Raw genomic sequence first — 15,446 nt, forward strand, 5'->3', positions numbered from 1 at the left:
CTTAGGTGTTGAAGGAAAGGATGAGTGGCTTGGCGAAGAGCTTTGCCCACGCCCTGGTGCTCGCCTGTTGAATCGCAACAATGGATGTCCCTTCAGTCCACCATCCGTTTCCGACAGCGACGATCAGATCTGGATCATGAAGCATCGCCTGCAATATCGGCCAGACGACGAGTTGCTCATAACAAATCAAGGGCGCAACCTGACGATCGCCTACCATCGCAATTGAGTCTCCCGACAGGTGTGCCCGCGCGCCGCCGCTTTTTCCGAACCACGATCGCCACGGTTGCCACATCGAGCCGGGGACCGGCATTCGCTCGCGATAGAGAACCTTGCCGCCGCCCGCCGAGACCCCCATGAGCACATTGTCATAAGTCTTTGCACCAAGCATTGCCGCGCCAGCGATCACTGTGATGTCAGTCCCTTGCAGAGCATGGATCCATAGCCGTTCAACCGTCGGCGTCCAGAAGCCCAGGGTGCTTTCAGGCAAGACGACGGTTTCGATGCGGGCTGGAGCTCGAGCTTTCACCGTTGCAGCCAAACCACGGTGGTGTTCAAAACTCGCATCGCGGCCGAGCGAGGCCCCCAGCTTAAGATCGACGGCCAACCAGGCTTCAGGTAGTTTCGGTTCGGTCCAGATTGCGGCGGACCAAAGCCAAAAGCCTGCAAGGGTAAAGGCGACAGCCGGCCACGCACGGGTTACGAGGCCCATGAGGCCGGCTGTGACCGCAATAAGCCCCCACCATCCCCATCCGGGGAACAAAACCCCGGCCGCCGTCACGGGATGCGCCCAACCTGTGATACCGAAGGGTGGAAGTGCCATGAGGACACTCGCCGATAAATAGCGGAATGGACGAGCGCCGGAACGCTTCGTCCAGAGCACCGCATGTACCGCAACAAAGCCTCCCGAGGCACATAGCCAAAGCAGCAAGCCGGGCCAGAGGTCGGACGCATAGAAGGCGGCGACCCCTTGCGGCAATCCGCGGGACGCTGAAAGATAATACCCGGCCGAGACGGCCATCGCCACGGACCTCGTCTGCGCCCGCGACCAGAGTACCGGGAACGCGAGCGCCACCGGAAGAAGAAGCACCTGGCCGCTCCAACCCATCCATCCAGCAATGACGGAAGCGATGAGCAGAAGTGCCGGCCGGCGACGGTCACGGAGCATAGGTCAATACCTCTTGCGCCAGGCCGAGAATTGCCTCCTCGGGAATAGGTCCGAAATACCGAGAGTCGTAGGAACCCGCGAAAGGTGAGTGCAGGAACACCGAACCTCCTGGCACACTCCCACCCGCGAACCGCGTCATCTTCCGACCTTGTCCATCAAACTGCGCCACGCCGGACGACGGAATGGTATGGCCATCAACGCTGACGTTGGCGTCCACTTCGACACGTTGTCCAGGAATAGCGATGACCGACTTGATGAGGGGCGCTGCGCCGCCCGGGCAAAGACCAGAGCGCAGGTACCCGCGCGCGCGTGCCTCACGCATAGTCGCGGTTTGCGGTGGACACACGAAGACAAGATCGCCGACCGTGACCGGGCGAGCGAGCTTGACCATACGCCAGAGACCAAGCGGTTCACTTGGCGTGAGATTGATCCGATAGCCGCCGAACCAGGCGACAGAAATTGTGCCGAGGAACACCAATGTTGTCAGGGCAACCCCGAGCAGGACCGCGTTATTTCTTCGCCTCATCAGCGCGGCTGCAATGAGGATAGCGGTCATTTCAGCGATATCCCCTGACTGTTGGTCTGGCGTAGCGTCTCGGTCTGTTTCAATGCTTCGACCGTTCGCCGATGGGCGCCGAGCTGCTGCACAGTGCGCATCGTGGCCCACGCCGCCTGAACCTCCAGTTTCTGACCGGATGTCATGCCAGCTGTGATGGCTCGAAAGGTCTCCCCGTTCGTGTCCTTGGCGGAGAGCGGCAGGAAGGTGCGCTCACCGAAACGTTCGGTAACCGCCCTGGCAAAGCCCTCCAGTTCCGCCTTAACTTGTCTGTCGGCGAGAGCGAGACCCAACGCTGCGGGGAGGTCATTGCGGTCGATGGCATCCCGCACCCGTTCCAGCGTTTGCCAGGCGCCCGCAGACAACGACGGGACGTCGATCGCGACCTTTCGGCGGGCCGCCACTTCGTCAGCCAGACAGCGTCGCTCCCGGTGTCCGCGCTGGCGTAGGTAGTCGCCGAGACTGTCAGCGAGTGCTGAGGCATTGCGTTCCGCCCGTTCTCGTTCCTGTTTGTCCGTGCGGCTTGCGAGGAGCCCGGTGTTGCCCTTGAGTTTGCCAAAGCTCTCTGGCTGGCTGCTGATCTTCGACAACGTCGAGTTCGCTGCGCTCTCGTCCTTCAAGAGCGCATCAACATTGACCACCTTGAAGGCGGCTTCCGGCTGTGCGTAGACAAGATGAAACCGGGTAGAAACGTCCTCCCATTGCTTCTTCAAGCCGGGGTCCGCTTCTAACCTGTCAGCGACCGCCTGCTCGACCGATTTCGGGAATGTCGCAATACCGGCAACCATTGCCCTCTTCTCCTTGAGGTTTTGCGAGTGCGGCGTTTCGGCGTCAAAGGCGACGCCGAGCCCGACAGCCACGAACCTGTGGGCCAGATCGGCCAATTTCTGTTTCTGCCGGATCGTCCGTTCGAGCTGGTCGCGGGCGATCGTGCGCGCGACATTGACGAGATGCAGGCCGCGCGCTTTGGCGAAGCGCAACGCTTGGCGATAGAACGGCGCCTTCTCGTAATCGAGCGTGGTTTCCTTCGCTTGTCTTCGCGACAGGATCCCAATGAGGCCGCCGGCCTTGGCGAATGATCGGGTACCGTAATAGAGGCTCAGATCCTCACGGTGCCGGGTCATCGCAACGTAGGTCAGATGCCGATCGAGCGAGAGCGAAGCGAGCACCTTCACCCGGTCCACGGTGGCGCCCTGGCTTTTATGGATCGTGGTGGCATAGCCGTGGTCGATATAGCTGCAGAAGCGTTGTTCGACTGTGACGCGGCGGCAACGCCCACCTTCGCCGACCTCCACGACGATACGATTTTGAGCAGCTTCGACGACCTTGCCGAGCATGCCGTTCTTCACGCCCAACGATCCTTCATTTTTGAGGAAGACGACCTGATCACCACGGGCGAAACGGCGGTTTCCGTCTTCGGTCCGAAAGACAAAGCCGTCGCCTAACAAGCCTCGCTCGACCAGCCTGGTGCGCGCCAATTCGTTCAGAATTTTCACGTCGCGCCGCAGATGGGCGAGGATCAGCGTGGTCTTGGCTGGATCGTAGTCTCGATCCCAGTCCCCAATCAGGTTCTCGACCGCTTGGGCCTTGAGCTCAAAGCCAAATATCCTGCCATTTGAGCGATAGATTTCGACCGCCTTTTCGACGCGGCCTCGAGCAAGATCGAGCGAAGCATCGCGCATCCACTGTTCGCGCTGCCGATAGATGGTCTGAAGTTCGGTATAGCCGATGCGATCGGCGATGGCCCGGAAGGCAGCGCCCGCTTCGATGGGCTGCAGCTGTTCCGGATCGCCAATTAGAACGAGCTTGGCGCCAGCCTTGGTCGCAGCCTCGACGAACAGCGCCATCTGGCGTGATGACACCATGCCGGCTTCGTCAAGAACAAAGATCGTCTTGTCGTCGAGCTGATCTCGAGCCTCGTTCCAGCCCAGTTCCCAGGCCGAAAGCGTACGTGAGTTTATACCCGCATCCTTCTGCAGCCCTTCGGCAGCCTTGCCAGCAAGCGCACCGCCTGCGACACGATAGCCCGCTGCTTCCCAGGCTTCGCGCGCCGCCTTCATCATCGTCGTTTTGCCGGCCCCGGCAAGTCCGATGACTGCGGCAATCCGCTCAGGTCCCGCCACATGCTCAATTGCCGTTTGCTGTTCCTTCGACAGACGCGAATGCCGTGCGAACGTTGCCTGAAGCACGGCTTTCTTGATCCCGTGCGATGACCGGCGCGAGAGCCAAACCGCACGGCTTGCCATTTCCGCTTCCAGCCGGATCAGCTCGCGCGTCGTGAACTTCGCAGGCATCAGTGCGCCGGTCGCAAACGCGAGGCGTTCGCGGTCAAGGCGAAGCGCCTGCGGGCTTTGCAGAATGCGAGCCATCAGGCTGTGGAAGATACCGGGGTCATCGACGTAGCGATGCAGGATCTTCGCCACATCGCGTTCTTCGAAGACGCTCTTCTCACGCGTGATCAGGTCGAGCACGATCTCCGGCCGCCGTTGAATGCACCGGGCGTTTTCGCTACGCCGTTGCTCCTGCAATTCCAGTCGCTCCAGCGAAACCACCTCTTCGCCCGGCGTTGGTTTCCGCTCGATGGCCTTGGTTCCGACCCCGAGATGGATGGTCGGCGAAAGACCGATGCCCTGCTTTTCAAAGGAGCGACCATCAATGCGCATGTCGAGACCTGCAAGCGCCAGATGACGGTTCTGACAAGCAAACCAGCCATCGCGAAACGCATTGAAATCGTCGAGACTTCCGGCCCAGAGTTCATAGACGATCTTGCCGGCATCGTTGCGGATCGGCTTGCCGTCCGGCCCCCGCACCGCAATCTTCTTGGCGCCGAAGCCATCCTCAGTGAGCGGCCTCAGCGTCGTCATCATATGGACATGCGGGTTGCCCGGCGCATCATGGTAGACCCAGTCGGCGACCATGCCCTTGGAGGTAACGTACCGCTCGACAAAATCGCGGACGAGCGCGATGTTTTGCTCAGGTGTCAGTTCGAGCGGCAGCGCGATCGTGACGTCCTTGGCGAGTTGGGCATCGTCCCGCTTCTCGAAGCTCTCAACCTTGTTCCAGAAGGCTTCCGCGGCACCCGATATCGACCTGTCAGCTATCATCGATCGCAGCCATCGGGGGGAATCTGCCGGAATGGCAAACTCCTCGTGCAACAAACCCTGCTTGGCACGATAGTCGATCGTTCTTGCTTCTCGCTCGTAGTCCATCTTGGCGCAGTGCCGATAGGCCGCCGACAGCACCGCGCTGCGGCCGGAACCGCGGGTAACGACGCTGACGGAGAAGTGGGGAACGGCCATGGCAGAGATCTTTCCCGATTGCGAACGAACGAACGCTTCGTCAGGAGCGGTGGCCCCGCCAGGGGGAGAAGCAAAAGCGTCGCAGTTGCGACGTATAATTGCGCACTTGATGCCGCTCCTTCGGAACGGCCGTGATCATTCACAAAAGCATCGCGTTTGGCGATTGTAGGATTCACCGTAGTGCGTTCCGCCCTTCGGTCCGCGAAACTGGCTTCGAAAGACAAGCTTTCTGAAGCCAGGAGACGGATGGAATGAAGAAACATTCTTCAAGAATTCGCGACGAAATCGCCAAACTGCAGGAACAGCTCAAACAAGCCGAGACCCGTGAAGCCGAGCGTATCGGTCGGATTGCGCTCAAGGCAGGCCTTAGTGAAATCGAGATCGACGAAACCGAGCTTCACGCAGCCTTCGAGGAACTGGCGACGCGGTTTCGGGGAGGCCAAGGGATCGTCACATCGAGCGGAGGGAAGAGGGGTACTGGCGCCGCACCGGGTTCGACCGCGACGTTCGCCCCTGGCGCGACACAGGGCAGCAGTGGAGAAGCTTAAGCGGATGGCAAGAACAATGACATCTGATGCCCGCAAAAAGGACACGCGAGAAAAGATCGAACTCGGTGGCCTGATCGTAAAGGCGGGCCTTCGATATGAAAAGCGCGCGCTTCTGCTTGGAGCGCTGGTCGAACTCAGACGGCGGCTGAAGTCCGACGATGGCGAACGCGCACGACTGATCGCCATCGGTGCGGAGGCCTTCAACAGTGACAATGAATAGGCTCGCGCTCGTGGTCATTCCCGTCGCGTTCATGATGTTGACGGTGATCGGCATGGACGGGGTCGAGCATTGGCTTTCGCTATTCGGCAAAACGGATGCGACAAGGAAAGCACTCGGCAGTGTCGGTATCGCCGCGCCCTATGTCACCGCCGCGGCGATCGGAATAGTCTTCCTGTTCGCAAGCGCGGGCGCAGCGAGCATCAAGTTCGCGGGTTGGGCCGTTCTCGCCGGATCTGCAGCAACGCTTTTGACAGCGGCATTGCGAGAGGCAGCGCGTCTTTCAGCGATTTCCGGAGAAGTGCCGGCCGGCATGTCCATTGCCTCGTATCTGGACCCAGCAACAATGGTCGGAGCAGGGACCGCACTGATGGCTGGATGTTTCGCGCTCCGCGTTGCGCTGATCGGCAACGCAGCCTTCAAACGCGCCGAGCCGAAACGGGTAAAAGGACAGCGGGCTCTTCACGGAGAGGCCGACTGGATGAAGCTAAGGGAAGCAGCGAAGCTCTTTCCCGAAACAGGCGGAATTGTCATTGGCGAGTGCTACCGCGTCGACAAGGACAGTACGGCGGGGCAGTCGTTTCGGGCGAATGCTCCGCAGACCTGGGGCGCCGGTGGCAAGCCGCCGTTGCTCTGCTTTGACGCTTCATTCGGGTCGTCGCACGGTATCGTCTTTGCCGGATCCGGCGGCTTCAAAACGACCTCGGTGACAATTCCAACCGCACTCAAATGGGGTGGGGCTCTTGTCGTCCTCGACCCTTCAAACGAAGTAGCGCCGATGGTTTGCCGGCATCGCGAAGGGGCGGCACGGTTGATCCGCATCCTCGACCCGAAGCAACCGGAAACGGGGTTCAATGCGCTCGACTGGATCGGTCGCTTCGGTGGAACCAAGGAGGAGGATATTGCATCGGTCGCCTCATGGATCATCAGCGACAGCGGCGGTCCACGTGGTGTGCGTGACGAGTTCTTCCGCGCATCGGCTCTGCAATTGTTGACTGCTTTGATCGCCGACGTCTGCCTGTCCGGTCATACCGACCGGGAGTACCAGACCTTGCGACAGGTTCGAGCTAACCTGGCGGAGCCGGAGCCGAAACTGCGCGAGCGACTGCAGTCGATCTACGACAGCTCGAATTCCGACTTCGTGAAGGAAAATGTCGCCGCCTTCGTCAATATGACGCCAGAAACTTTCTCCGGCGTCTACGCCAATGCGGTCAAGGAAACGCATTGGCTGTCCTATCCAAACTATGCGGCTCTGGTGTCCGGTTCGACCTTCAGGACCGATGCGCTTGCCACCGGCAACACCGACGTGTTCATCAACATCGACCTGAAGACATTGGAGACGCATTCTGGTCTTGCGCGTGTGATCATCGGCGCGTTCCTCAACGCGATCTACAATCGCGATGGCGCGGTGAAGGGAAAGGTTCTCTTCCTTCTCGATGAAGTCTCGCGCCTCGGTTACATGCGGATCCTGGAAAGCGCGCGTGATGTCGGCCGCAAGTATGGCATCACGCTGACGATGATCTACCAGTCGATCGGGCAGATGCGCGAAACCTACGGTGGCCGCGATGCCACGAGCAAATGGTTCGAAAGCGCGAGCTGGATATCTTTCGCCGCTATCAACGATCCCGAAACAGCAGATTACATATCCAAACGCTGTGGCATGACTACAGTCGAGATCGACCAGGTCAGCCGGAGTTTTCAAGCGAAGGGAACGTCTCGAACCCGATCAAAGCAGCTTGCCGCCCGCGCGCTGATCCAGCCACACGAAGTTCTTCGCATGCGCGCCGATGAGCAGATCGTCTTTACCGCCGGCAACCCGCCGCTTCGCTGTGGACGAGCGATCTGGTTCAGGCGAAACGACATGAAGGTTTGCGTCGATGCGAACAGGTTCCACGCGCAAGGCGTCTGAGCTGCCGGATCGAGCCGGCGCGAGAAGCAACGAGCAAGGCTGATCCTCGAGAAAATGAAGAGTATCGGAGAAATCAGCATAGCGACGCCCGAGGGGCGGGATTTCGGGAATTCTCGTCGTGCGATGGGCGGGAAAAGGGCAGCCGCAGGAGCCTCAACCGAGTTACGCGAGGGGAGGCGGGACCGACTGCACCCGCGCCTCGCACACAATTTGGTCGCACCTCCGCACTGCGAGGCCGAAAGCTGAAGTCTTCCATACATCACCGATATGAATCAGTTCACGCCAATCGATTCAAAAGTCTCGTTGGACGCAGTCGCCGGCATCGAAGATTCTGGCTTCATGATCTGTCAACCCTATCGACTCTACGTCGAACGCTCCGATCTATCGAGAAACATGGCACGCTATTATGCCATGTCGATTGAACCGAACCTCTTCGGCGAAATTTGTCTGTTGCGGAAGTGGGGCCGCATTGGAAAGAACGGACAGATGAAGGTCCATCATTTTGGTCGGGAAGAGGAGGCGGTCCAGCTATTCCTCGAACTCCTCCGACTGAAACGACGGCGCGGCTATAGACCGCGAACTTGCTGGCCGAATTGATGGGCGGGACGGATTGCGATGGCGAGTCCTGCGGCTTCAAGTGGACGAAACATGCAAGAGCCTCCGTCAAAACAGAGGCTCTGCGCTGATACAACCGTCTTGCTCTGCCAGCATGACCTCACGCTCGGCCCTTGCGAGTTCAAGTTCGGTCTCGATCTGCCGACGCTCGCCAACACCAACGGCGTTCCGCAGTTCGACAAGTAGCTCTTCGATGTGTTGTTCGATCGTCATCGTCGTCATCTCCTGATGTTTGAGAAAGATGACGTCAGCGGTCGTGGGGAGAGGGCCGGGTCAAGGAGCGCCAGGCGCCCGCAACGCGGCGAGTGGGGGAGCCGAAATGCGTGAGCATTTTGGGGGTACCACCCGTCCTTGAGGCAGCCCTTACACCACGTCACGATGCCATGATCTGAGCAATTCCTAACCTCTCGTGTGGCAGCAAAAAACCGGAAACCGGCTCGACGCCTGGTTCCGGTTTGAGTAACGCGGCCTGGCCCGCCTCGGGAACAGGTTAAGCGGGGCTTGGGTCAAATCCGCTCAGCGGCTGCCATCTTCGCGGTAGCACAACAATGCTGTGAAGCTGAAGGCGCGGCCCCGCCTGATCGGCGGGGCCGTCGTTCTTCAATCCCGGTTCGGGCGGGACCAGATGAGCTGGTAGCCGTCCTCGCCATCGACTTCCGTCAGCGTCGCGTAGATCGGAGCGGGGAAGCTCGGGTCGTCGAGTTTGACCGAAAGGTAGTCGCGGTCCTGTTCGGAGCGCTTCTGCCAGGCCGCGCCGAGTTCAACGGCGCCCGCAAAGATGCGGAACTGCGGCCCCTTGTCCGAGGGATTTTCGATGCGGGCGATGTGGGCCTTGACGTTGAGGGCGAGGGTGCGGATCGAGCCGGTGAAGCCGTTTTCGTTTGCGGTGAAGGTGCCGATGGTAGCCATTATGCTATTCCTTTTTGCTGTTCGGGCCGCTCCATTGCGGCCTCGATGGCAGTCGCAAAGACCGGGGACAATCGGTCCGCACCCGAAAGGGCCGGAACACAAGTGGAGGGCGGAACGCAGAAACTTTCTTGTCTCGCGAGGAATGGCGGTGATCCGGGGTCCCCACTCGACGTTGTCGGAGTGGGGTGGTCTCCGCCAGGGGATGAAAGTTTCGCAGGGACGTTGCGGGAACAAGAGCGAGGCGAAGCCGTTCTCCGGTCAGACAGCCCCATCGAGCCCGCGAATGGTGCCCCGGCGGTCAATGAAAAAGGGATAGGACGGCGGCGATCGACATCAGATCCGGGCCGATAGCTGCACCGCGTCGAGCCTGACTGCCGCGGACAACAGTCAAGACACGCTTCTCGCATGATCCTCGGGCAAGGCCAACTTGCGAGACCATCTTGTAGCGATAGAGTTACGTCGCGATTCGTCGCCTGGAGGAAAAATGCGTCAGCAGACAAAGCCGTTCATCGTTGAAATCAAGCAGTCCCGGAAGCTGAAAACCGGCAATCAGAAACCCTCGATCTGGGGGAAGCTGGATCTGAGCGTGGCCGATGATCCGGCAATCGACGTGACGCCGTCGACGGAGCCGACCCCCGCCGAGATTGGCGAGCGAGTTTAACTTCGTCATCCGACAGCTTTGCCATCTGGCTACCCTTTGCGTTCCGTCTCCTCCGGCTGCAGCCCGTGGAGATAAGGGATCGCGCGCTGCGCATGTGCCGCCGCCTGAAAAATTGCCCGCTTGTCGTCGGCAAGTACCGTCAGCCAGGATTGAAGATAGGACGCATGGTCCGGCCGCGGATCAAGTTCGGGCACGATGCCAAGGTCGGCGCAAAGGAAACAACTGCCAAGCTCTGCAACATATCCTGACAGTCAAGCCTGGCGATGGCCATCGCCGTAACTGAGTATCAGGCCTCTGCGATTTTATGTTCCTCGCGGGCTGCTTCCCAGACTTCTCGCGCCGCATCGGCGTTCATGGCAGCAATGGCGAGCCCGACGATCAGGTCAGGCCATGCGGACAGGGTGTATACCGTTAGGAGACCGGCCGCGATGATCGCGATATTCGCCAGCGCGTCATTGCGTGCGGAGAGGAATGCAGCCTTCGTGAGGCTACCGATGTGCCGGCGGAAACGCGTCAGCATGATCGCGCAAGTAAGATTGACCGCAAGCGCGCCAAGGCCGGTCAATGATAAAGCGAGCGCCTCGGGCGGACTGGGCGTCATGAACTTTTCCCACGCTGTCCAGAGTGTTGCCAAGCCCGGAATGAGCAGAATGCCGGCAAGCAGCATTCCGACCTTGGCGCGGCGACGGGCAGACCACCCGAGAGCGACAAGGATGAGGAAGTTGACGGAGGCGTCCTCGAGGAAGTCCACGCTGTCGGCGAACAGCGAGACAGAGCCGATGGCGCGCGCGACGGCGAACTCGATGCCGAAGTAGGCGAGATTGAGAAGGACGACTAGACGGACCACCCGCCGCAAATCTCGATCATGTGTAGACGTATCCATCCCTTCCGGCTCCAATTAGCGATTCTCATCGTGTGCGTCGAAGACCTGCCGGGCATAGGCGTCGAGCAATGCCTCACAGGCCCGCAGCCGTTCTTCAGCCTCGGCCCCAAGGGTCGCGCCATAGAAGTCGAGCTTGCGAATCTTCTCGAACCAGCCCTGGAGCTTCTTCAGATCGACGTCATTCTCCTCAAGCTCGGCGTAGGTGAAGTGGTCTGCTGACCGCTCCTTGGCGATCTCCGCCTCGAAGTCCCCGCACTTGTCGATGAACTCCCGATAGGCCTCGTCCCGGTCAGATTTGAATCGGGCAATAACCTTCTCTTCCTGGAATCGGTCGAGCGCCACCGTTTCCAGAATCACGGATTCCCCTGCCATCTCGTGGACACCGTTCTCAATCATCTTCAGTCCGCGGACGTGATCGTCGGTCTTGGGGAGCAGGCAGACCCCGTTCTGTAGATACACCGCACCCATTCCCTTTAATCGGCGCCATAATGCGACCCGCTTCGCGGCAGGTTCGGGCGGGACTTTGTATGTCAAAAGCAGCCAGGATGAAGTAGCCATGGCTGCATCATAAAGTTACGGCTGTTACAAATCAATCGTTCGAGCGCTGAAGTGCCGCTAGGCCCGGAGGCGATATAGTGCTCAACTCGGCGGCTGCTGCGCGTGCATCCAGTCGGCGGCAGCCTGCGCTTTGCCCGCGGCGGTGAAGATCGCCCGCGCGTCGTCCTTCAGCACTTTGAGCCAGGAGGCCACATAAGCTGCGTGGTCAGGTCGCGGATCATGCGCCAGACCCAGATCGGCCAGGATATAGGCTGCAGCAAGTTCGGCGGTCAGTTCTTCGACTGCCAAGGCCTGGCGAGTGAAGCGTTTGGTGAAGTCACGATCGAGCCGATGCTTGGCGCCCGTGGCATGCGCAGCCTCATGGACATAGGTCCCGACGTGAGCGACAGCGTCGCGGAAGACGTTGAAGTCCGGCATAAAGATGTGGTCGAGATCGATGCGGTAGTACGCAGCGTCGGCGCCAAAGGTAACGGGGATGCCGAGCGCACTGATGAAGGCCTCCGCATGCGGGATTCGTTCAGAGTCAGCCAGCATCGGAGCGGCGGGAGGCGCGAAGCCCTCGACCTGAGAGCTGTTGAAGACCGAGAAGGCCCGCGCAAAGAGGCATCGCTGGGGGTGCTCGTCGGCGGCGGCGACATCATCGTCACTGCGTGCGGCAAACTCCTTCCAAAGCACGACGGTCGTGGCGCGTTCGCCCTTGCGGACCTGGGCGTCGAGCGCCTGCCATTGCCTGTATGTGCCCCAGATGCCGCTTCCGAAGCCGTGAGCCTGGGCGGCGATCCAGAGGGCGAGCGTATTGATGCCGCGGTAGGCCTTTCCGGAAGAGATGTTGGTTGGACGGGCAACCGAGCCTCCATCGTGGTGCCAGGGCATCCGCCATTCGCCGGCGCCGGCCTCGATGGCGGCAATGATCTCCAAGGTGATGCGGGTATAAACGTCGGTGCGGTTTTGCGTGTCCATGGTCGGAACTCCTGTCCCGCCGGGGCCAATCCCCGGCGGCGGAGCAGCCACCTGCGATGGCCCAAGGGCCGACCGCGCACTCGAAGAGCCGCAGCGTGAGCGAAGGACGGCGATCAGCCGTTGCGCGGGCGGACCTGACATCGCGCGCTCCGCCGAACGCCGGGGTTGGTCCGACGGGACACCCGATCAGTGGCCGCAGACAAAGCCGCTACGCCGCCTCAGTCCGACGATCTAAGCCACCAAGAACCGCCTCGATCCGCTGGAGATCCTGCTTCACGATGGTCCGTTGCAGAGGCGACAGACGCTTCTCCCTCAGCGAAATCTTGGCGTCCTCCGCAGAGCGCGACCATGCTGGCCGATGGCGTGCGGTGATGCAGGCATTGGAGCGGGTTGGCTGGCGAAGGGCGGTCAGTGGCATCTTGCCGTCGTTCTTCGTCGCCTGTTTGAGGCAAATCGCGGTGCCCGGATCGAAGAAGCAATCGGCAAGCACGCCGACATGCAGCGTTCGTGCGAGGCTGGCGAGCATGGTTCGCAGTCGAACCCGGTCAGCAATCATGGCCGGAAGCGGGGCGAGTTCGGCTGCCGCGGTATCGAGCGCATTAGATATCCGTGGTGCCGCTGGTCCAGAGAGGGGCGATCCGGTCTGGCGCTCATCGAAGTAAGTCAGCAAATCGTCGAGCTGCCCCAAGGCGCGTTGGTTCTCGACTTCAGCGCGGAATGCGCTAGCACCTGCATAACCCTCGAAGCTAGCGACGGATGCATGCTTGTACTGGAGCATCCCGGCAATGGTGCCAAACGGGCGGCTGGCGATATCGAGCCACATATCCAGAGCGGCGGCAGGATCTCGAACATGTAGTTGTGCTCGTTTTCGGTGATTGCGAACCATTCGCCGGCATACATCGCGACAGCGTCATCCTTCCACCGTTGCGGCCTCCGGGAATGCCGATCGAACAAGCTGAACATCTGCTGGCGCGTAGCCGTTCCCTGAAAGACCTTTCGGATCTGGCTTTGAATTGTCATCTGCGGCTCCTTCGGCGTTAGGCTGGACCGAAGTGCTGCGGATCCTCACGGCCTCACTCTTCACTTTGGTCCTTCATGACACCTCGCCCGTCGCCGGCATCCCGGCTGCCCGCGTCAAGGGCCGGCGCAGCCGGGCGAAGCCTCCCTTGATGCGGTCGGCGGGCATGCGGCACGTCTGCCTAGTTCGCTGTTTTCTTCATTCTTTCCTTCTGCTGCTTGAGAACCTCGTTCCAATCGTCGGCTAAGGGGCGAAGTCGATGCCATGTGCAGCCGATTTCGTCAGCCAGTGCGCGGAGCCGGTCGGCGTAGGCGTCGCCTTGTGCATTGGCGTCCGTCGCCGCGACGAGCTGTACGTCCGGGTGTGCTGCCAGCAGGCGCAAGGCGGCCCTCGTCGCCGGCGCCCAGCCACCGCCAGTGCTAAGATAGAACGTGCCCACCCGCATCCCTTCGATGGCCGCCAGGCTCATGGCGTCGATCGCCGCCTCGGTCACACAAAGGCGAGTGGCCCTTTTGCACCCAAGCCGGAACAGGTTCTTGCTGCCGCCGGTCGCAAATCCACGCCATTCCGGTCCGCGGGCTTCCCATCCGCAAACTGCGCCCATCTCGTCGGTATGTGCCGCCCACACGCTCCCCGACGGCCCTTCGCGCAGTAAACCTTGAGCGATCGCGGTGCGGATAACGGAGACAGTAAGGCACCGCTGCCAACGGAGATAACGCCATGTTGCCGAGCCCGGCCATGGCGATCTCCGGCGGGCCCAAGTTTCGGCGATGGCAGTGAGATCCGGAAGCTCGCGATCTTCGTGCTTCCACATGGTAGCTGACGGCTCCGCGCCGATAAGTGCTGCGACCCGAGCGCATGCTTCGAGGAAGGCGCAGTGCTCCAGGTGGACTACGAGACCGAAAACGTCGCCTTTCCCATCCCCAAGAGGATCGAACCATCCTTGCCCGGCATGGGTCACGATGATGATTTCGCTGCCACGGCGATACTTCATGGCACGCCTTGTGCTCTCTTTAGGGTCGAGAGCGAAACCAGAGGTTTCCAGCGCCACCTCACAGCGCACCATTTCCCGCAGTCGTTCAATCTCACTTCTGTTCATTTTTTCATCCGGTCGCGTCGCGACCGTCCTCTCATCTCGTTTCTTCCCGTGATTATCGCAGGCCAATTTCAAACGGCCGCGAAGAGCAAAGGCCGCAAGGGCGCGCTCCGCAATTGTAGGAATCTACAATTGGAGGCGTCAGGCGCGGCGAAGCCTCCCTTGCGGCCGCCAGCTCGCAAGCGGCAGCCGGAACGGCTGCAGGAATGAAGAAAGGGCGGCTCAATGAGCCGCCCAGGGATGAAATTCATCGATGACCTCGAGGTCGTCGCTTGCGTCGATCTCGTCAGAGGGAAGGACGCCATATTCACCGTCGACTTCAAAGACGGTGACGGGACCATCAGGTAGCAGGAGAGCTGGAAGGCGTGGGACTGTGCGAGAGAAAGATCGTGCGACATTTGAAGAGGCCCATCTGGGAGCGGGCCAATTCCCGCTCGACGGCTCCTCAAGGGCCCGGGAATGGGCGCGATCACCGCGATGGCGATAGCTGAGAGCGGCCGCAGTTAAGCTAGCGGACCCTTCACGGGTTGATTGTGGAAGATCCGGAACCGGGCCAGGACGCCATCTAAGAGAGCGGAATTGTTTGCTCCAAGGCGTGCCGCCTCCGAATCGAGAGCCCATGTCCAAAGTACCCCCCGCGATCGCATAAGCGCGCGATGCGCGACCGCCGGCGCCTTCGGCCTCGGCGGTGCACTCAGACCCCATCGTTTTGGCGGAATTGCCGTTCGGTTATAATTGCGTTTTCCTGCGCCATTTATGACCGTTCGGTTATAGTTTGTCATGGTGTGACAAAGCGCATACTGAGGGGGCATCCACTGTGGCCTCCGACGCCAACGACGCGCCTCACTCTGATCGCCGTCAAACGCGTTCGAATGAAGCCGGCCTATCGACGCACTCAACCCTTCGCCGCCAACCGACAAATCCCCATGGCCACTTCCAGCGACTTTTCGAACGCCGGGATCGGCAGGAACTCGTAGCGCGAATGGAAATTGCAGGCGCCGGTAAAGAAGTTCGGCGTCGGGATGCCGCGCGCCGAAAGTACGGCACCATCG

16 protein-coding genes and 2 pseudogenes are annotated in these 15,446 nt (G+C 60.6%); 5 read left to right on the forward strand and 13 right to left on the reverse strand.

Features of this window, described 5'->3' with window-relative positions; all coding sequences use genetic code 11:
• Window position 1: 1 nt before the first annotated feature.
• Genes AB4Z53_RS27860 through traA form a run of 3 tightly spaced genes read right to left on the reverse strand, consistent with a single transcriptional unit; the run spans window position 2 to window position 5,020 of the window.
• Window positions 2-1,165: a conjugal transfer protein TraB gene (locus AB4Z53_RS27860; RefSeq protein ID WP_441598788.1), complete on the reverse strand. Its 1,164-nt coding sequence runs from the start codon at window positions 1,163-1,165 to the stop codon at window positions 2-4.
• Window positions 1,155-1,721 (reverse strand): conjugative transfer signal peptidase TraF, encoded by a 567-nt coding sequence (gene traF / locus AB4Z53_RS27865; protein ID WP_291162401.1) that lies wholly within the window; start codon window positions 1,719-1,721, stop codon window positions 1,155-1,157. Before traF ends, AB4Z53_RS27860 begins: the two co-directional genes overlap by 11 nt.
• The gene (gene traA, locus AB4Z53_RS27870) at window positions 1,718-5,020 is read right to left on the reverse strand and encodes a Ti-type conjugative transfer relaxase TraA (protein WP_441598789.1); all 3,303 of its coding nucleotides are present in this window, start codon (window positions 5,018-5,020) and stop codon (window positions 1,718-1,720) included. The genes traF and traA overlap by 4 nt, the downstream gene beginning before the upstream one ends.
• A 251-nt stretch (window positions 5,021-5,271) precedes the next feature.
• On the opposite strand from traA, the gene traC reads away from it, so the two are divergent.
• From traC to AB4Z53_RS27890, 4 genes are all read left to right on the forward strand, one after another.
• Complete coding sequence (traC, locus tag AB4Z53_RS27875) at window positions 5,272-5,568, forward strand: conjugal transfer protein TraC (RefSeq protein WP_441598790.1); 297 nt, start codon at window positions 5,272-5,274, stop codon at window positions 5,566-5,568.
• A gap of 4 nt (window positions 5,569-5,572) precedes the next feature.
• Window positions 5,573-5,788 (forward strand): type IV conjugative transfer system coupling protein TraD, encoded by a 216-nt coding sequence (gene traD / locus AB4Z53_RS27880; protein ID WP_291162395.1) that lies wholly within the window; start codon window positions 5,573-5,575, stop codon window positions 5,786-5,788.
• The gene (traG, locus tag AB4Z53_RS27885) at window positions 5,775-7,694 is read left to right on the forward strand and encodes a Ti-type conjugative transfer system protein TraG (RefSeq protein ID WP_441598791.1); all 1,920 of its coding nucleotides are present in this window, start codon (window positions 5,775-5,777) and stop codon (window positions 7,692-7,694) included. Before traD ends, traG begins: the two co-directional genes overlap by 14 nt.
• A gap of 339 nt (window positions 7,695-8,033) precedes the next feature.
• Complete coding sequence (locus AB4Z53_RS27890; RefSeq protein WP_291162410.1) at window positions 8,034-8,291, forward strand: WGR domain-containing protein; 258 nt, start codon at window positions 8,034-8,036, stop codon at window positions 8,289-8,291.
• A gap of 66 nt (window positions 8,292-8,357) precedes the next feature.
• Here AB4Z53_RS27890 and AB4Z53_RS27895 read toward each other — a convergent pair whose 3' ends face one another.
• A complete protein-coding gene (locus AB4Z53_RS27895; protein ID WP_291162392.1) occupies window positions 8,358-8,522 on the reverse strand; it encodes a hypothetical protein in 165 nt (54 codons plus the stop codon).
• 387 nt (window positions 8,523-8,909) lie between these two features.
• Window positions 8,910-9,218: a DUF736 domain-containing protein gene (locus AB4Z53_RS27900; protein WP_441598792.1), complete on the reverse strand. Its 309-nt coding sequence runs from the start codon at window positions 9,216-9,218 to the stop codon at window positions 8,910-8,912.
• A 484-nt stretch (window positions 9,219-9,702) separates the two neighbouring features.
• Here AB4Z53_RS27900 and AB4Z53_RS27905 point away from each other — a divergent pair, with 484 nt between their 5' ends.
• A complete protein-coding gene (locus AB4Z53_RS27905) occupies window positions 9,703-9,879 on the forward strand; it encodes a hypothetical protein (protein WP_291162389.1) in 177 nt (58 codons plus the stop codon).
• A 29-nt stretch (window positions 9,880-9,908) separates the two neighbouring features.
• Here the strand turns inward: AB4Z53_RS27905 and AB4Z53_RS27910 are convergent.
• The 8 genes and pseudogenes from AB4Z53_RS27910 to AB4Z53_RS27945 form a co-directional block, all read right to left on the reverse strand.
• Window positions 9,909-10,118: pseudogene (locus AB4Z53_RS27910) on the reverse strand (zincin-like metallopeptidase domain-containing protein); the annotation flags it as partial.
• Between the two features lie 47 nt (window positions 10,119-10,165).
• The gene (locus AB4Z53_RS27915; protein WP_441598793.1) at window positions 10,166-10,762 is read right to left on the reverse strand and encodes a cation transporter; all 597 of its coding nucleotides are present in this window, start codon (window positions 10,760-10,762) and stop codon (window positions 10,166-10,168) included.
• A gap of 15 nt (window positions 10,763-10,777) precedes the next feature.
• Window positions 10,778-11,320 (reverse strand): Chromate resistance protein ChrB, encoded by a 543-nt coding sequence (locus AB4Z53_RS27920; protein WP_441598794.1) that lies wholly within the window; start codon window positions 11,318-11,320, stop codon window positions 10,778-10,780.
• Window positions 11,321-11,401: 81 nt separating this feature from the next.
• Entirely contained in the window at window positions 11,402-12,280 is an 879-nt protein-coding gene (locus tag AB4Z53_RS27925; protein WP_441598795.1) for an ArdC family protein, read from the reverse strand.
• A 208-nt stretch (window positions 12,281-12,488) separates the two neighbouring features.
• The gene (locus AB4Z53_RS27930; protein ID WP_441598796.1) at window positions 12,489-12,806 is read right to left on the reverse strand and encodes a hypothetical protein; all 318 of its coding nucleotides are present in this window, start codon (window positions 12,804-12,806) and stop codon (window positions 12,489-12,491) included.
• Between the two features lie 137 nt (window positions 12,807-12,943).
• Complete coding sequence (locus AB4Z53_RS27935) at window positions 12,944-13,300, reverse strand: DUF1419 domain-containing protein (protein WP_441598797.1); 357 nt, start codon at window positions 13,298-13,300, stop codon at window positions 12,944-12,946.
• Between the two features lie 179 nt (window positions 13,301-13,479).
• A complete protein-coding gene (locus AB4Z53_RS27940) occupies window positions 13,480-14,397 on the reverse strand; it encodes a DUF3991 and toprim domain-containing protein (RefSeq protein WP_441598798.1) in 918 nt (305 codons plus the stop codon).
• A gap of 892 nt (window positions 14,398-15,289) precedes the next feature.
• Window positions 15,290-15,446 (reverse strand): annotated as a pseudogene (locus AB4Z53_RS27945) (peptidase T); the annotation flags it as partial.

The organism is Ensifer sp. 2TAB8, from assembly GCF_052115125.1.
Classification (GTDB): domain Bacteria; phylum Pseudomonadota; class Alphaproteobacteria; order Rhizobiales; family Rhizobiaceae; genus Ensifer.

Bases quoted from the DNA above. Each gene is read 5' to 3' on its own strand.
- AB4Z53_RS27860 (WP_441598788.1), bottom strand. From the start codon at position 1,165: ATGCTCCGTGACCGTCGCCGGCCGGCACTTCTGCTCATCGCTTCCGTC.
- traF (WP_291162401.1), bottom strand. From the start codon at position 1,721: ATGACCGCTATCCTCATTGCAGCCGCGCTGATGAGGCGAAGAAATAAC.
- traA (WP_441598789.1), bottom strand. From the start codon at position 5,020: ATGGCCGTTCCCCACTTCTCCGTCAGCGTCGTTACCCGCGGTTCCGGC.
- traC (WP_441598790.1), top strand. From the start codon at position 5,272: ATGAAGAAACATTCTTCAAGAATTCGCGACGAAATCGCCAAACTGCAG.
- traD (WP_291162395.1), top strand. From the start codon at position 5,573: ATGGCAAGAACAATGACATCTGATGCCCGCAAAAAGGACACGCGAGAA.
- AB4Z53_RS27890 (WP_291162410.1), top strand. From the start codon at position 8,034: ATGATCTGTCAACCCTATCGACTCTACGTCGAACGCTCCGATCTATCG.
- AB4Z53_RS27895 (WP_291162392.1), bottom strand. From the start codon at position 8,522: ATGACGATCGAACAACACATCGAAGAGCTACTTGTCGAACTGCGGAAC.
- AB4Z53_RS27900 (WP_441598792.1), bottom strand. From the start codon at position 9,218: ATGGCTACCATCGGCACCTTCACCGCAAACGAAAACGGCTTCACCGGC.
- AB4Z53_RS27905 (WP_291162389.1), top strand. From the start codon at position 9,703: ATGCGTCAGCAGACAAAGCCGTTCATCGTTGAAATCAAGCAGTCCCGG.
- AB4Z53_RS27915 (WP_441598793.1), bottom strand. From the start codon at position 10,762: ATGGATACGTCTACACATGATCGAGATTTGCGGCGGGTGGTCCGTCTA.
- AB4Z53_RS27920 (WP_441598794.1), bottom strand. From the start codon at position 11,320: ATGGCTACTTCATCCTGGCTGCTTTTGACATACAAAGTCCCGCCCGAA.
- AB4Z53_RS27925 (WP_441598795.1), bottom strand. From the start codon at position 12,280: ATGGACACGCAAAACCGCACCGACGTTTATACCCGCATCACCTTGGAG.
- AB4Z53_RS27930 (WP_441598796.1), bottom strand. From the start codon at position 12,806: ATGCTCGCCAGCCTCGCACGAACGCTGCATGTCGGCGTGCTTGCCGAT.
- AB4Z53_RS27935 (WP_441598797.1), bottom strand. From the start codon at position 13,300: ATGACAATTCAAAGCCAGATCCGAAAGGTCTTTCAGGGAACGGCTACG.
- AB4Z53_RS27940 (WP_441598798.1), bottom strand. From the start codon at position 14,397: ATGAACAGAAGTGAGATTGAACGACTGCGGGAAATGGTGCGCTGTGAG.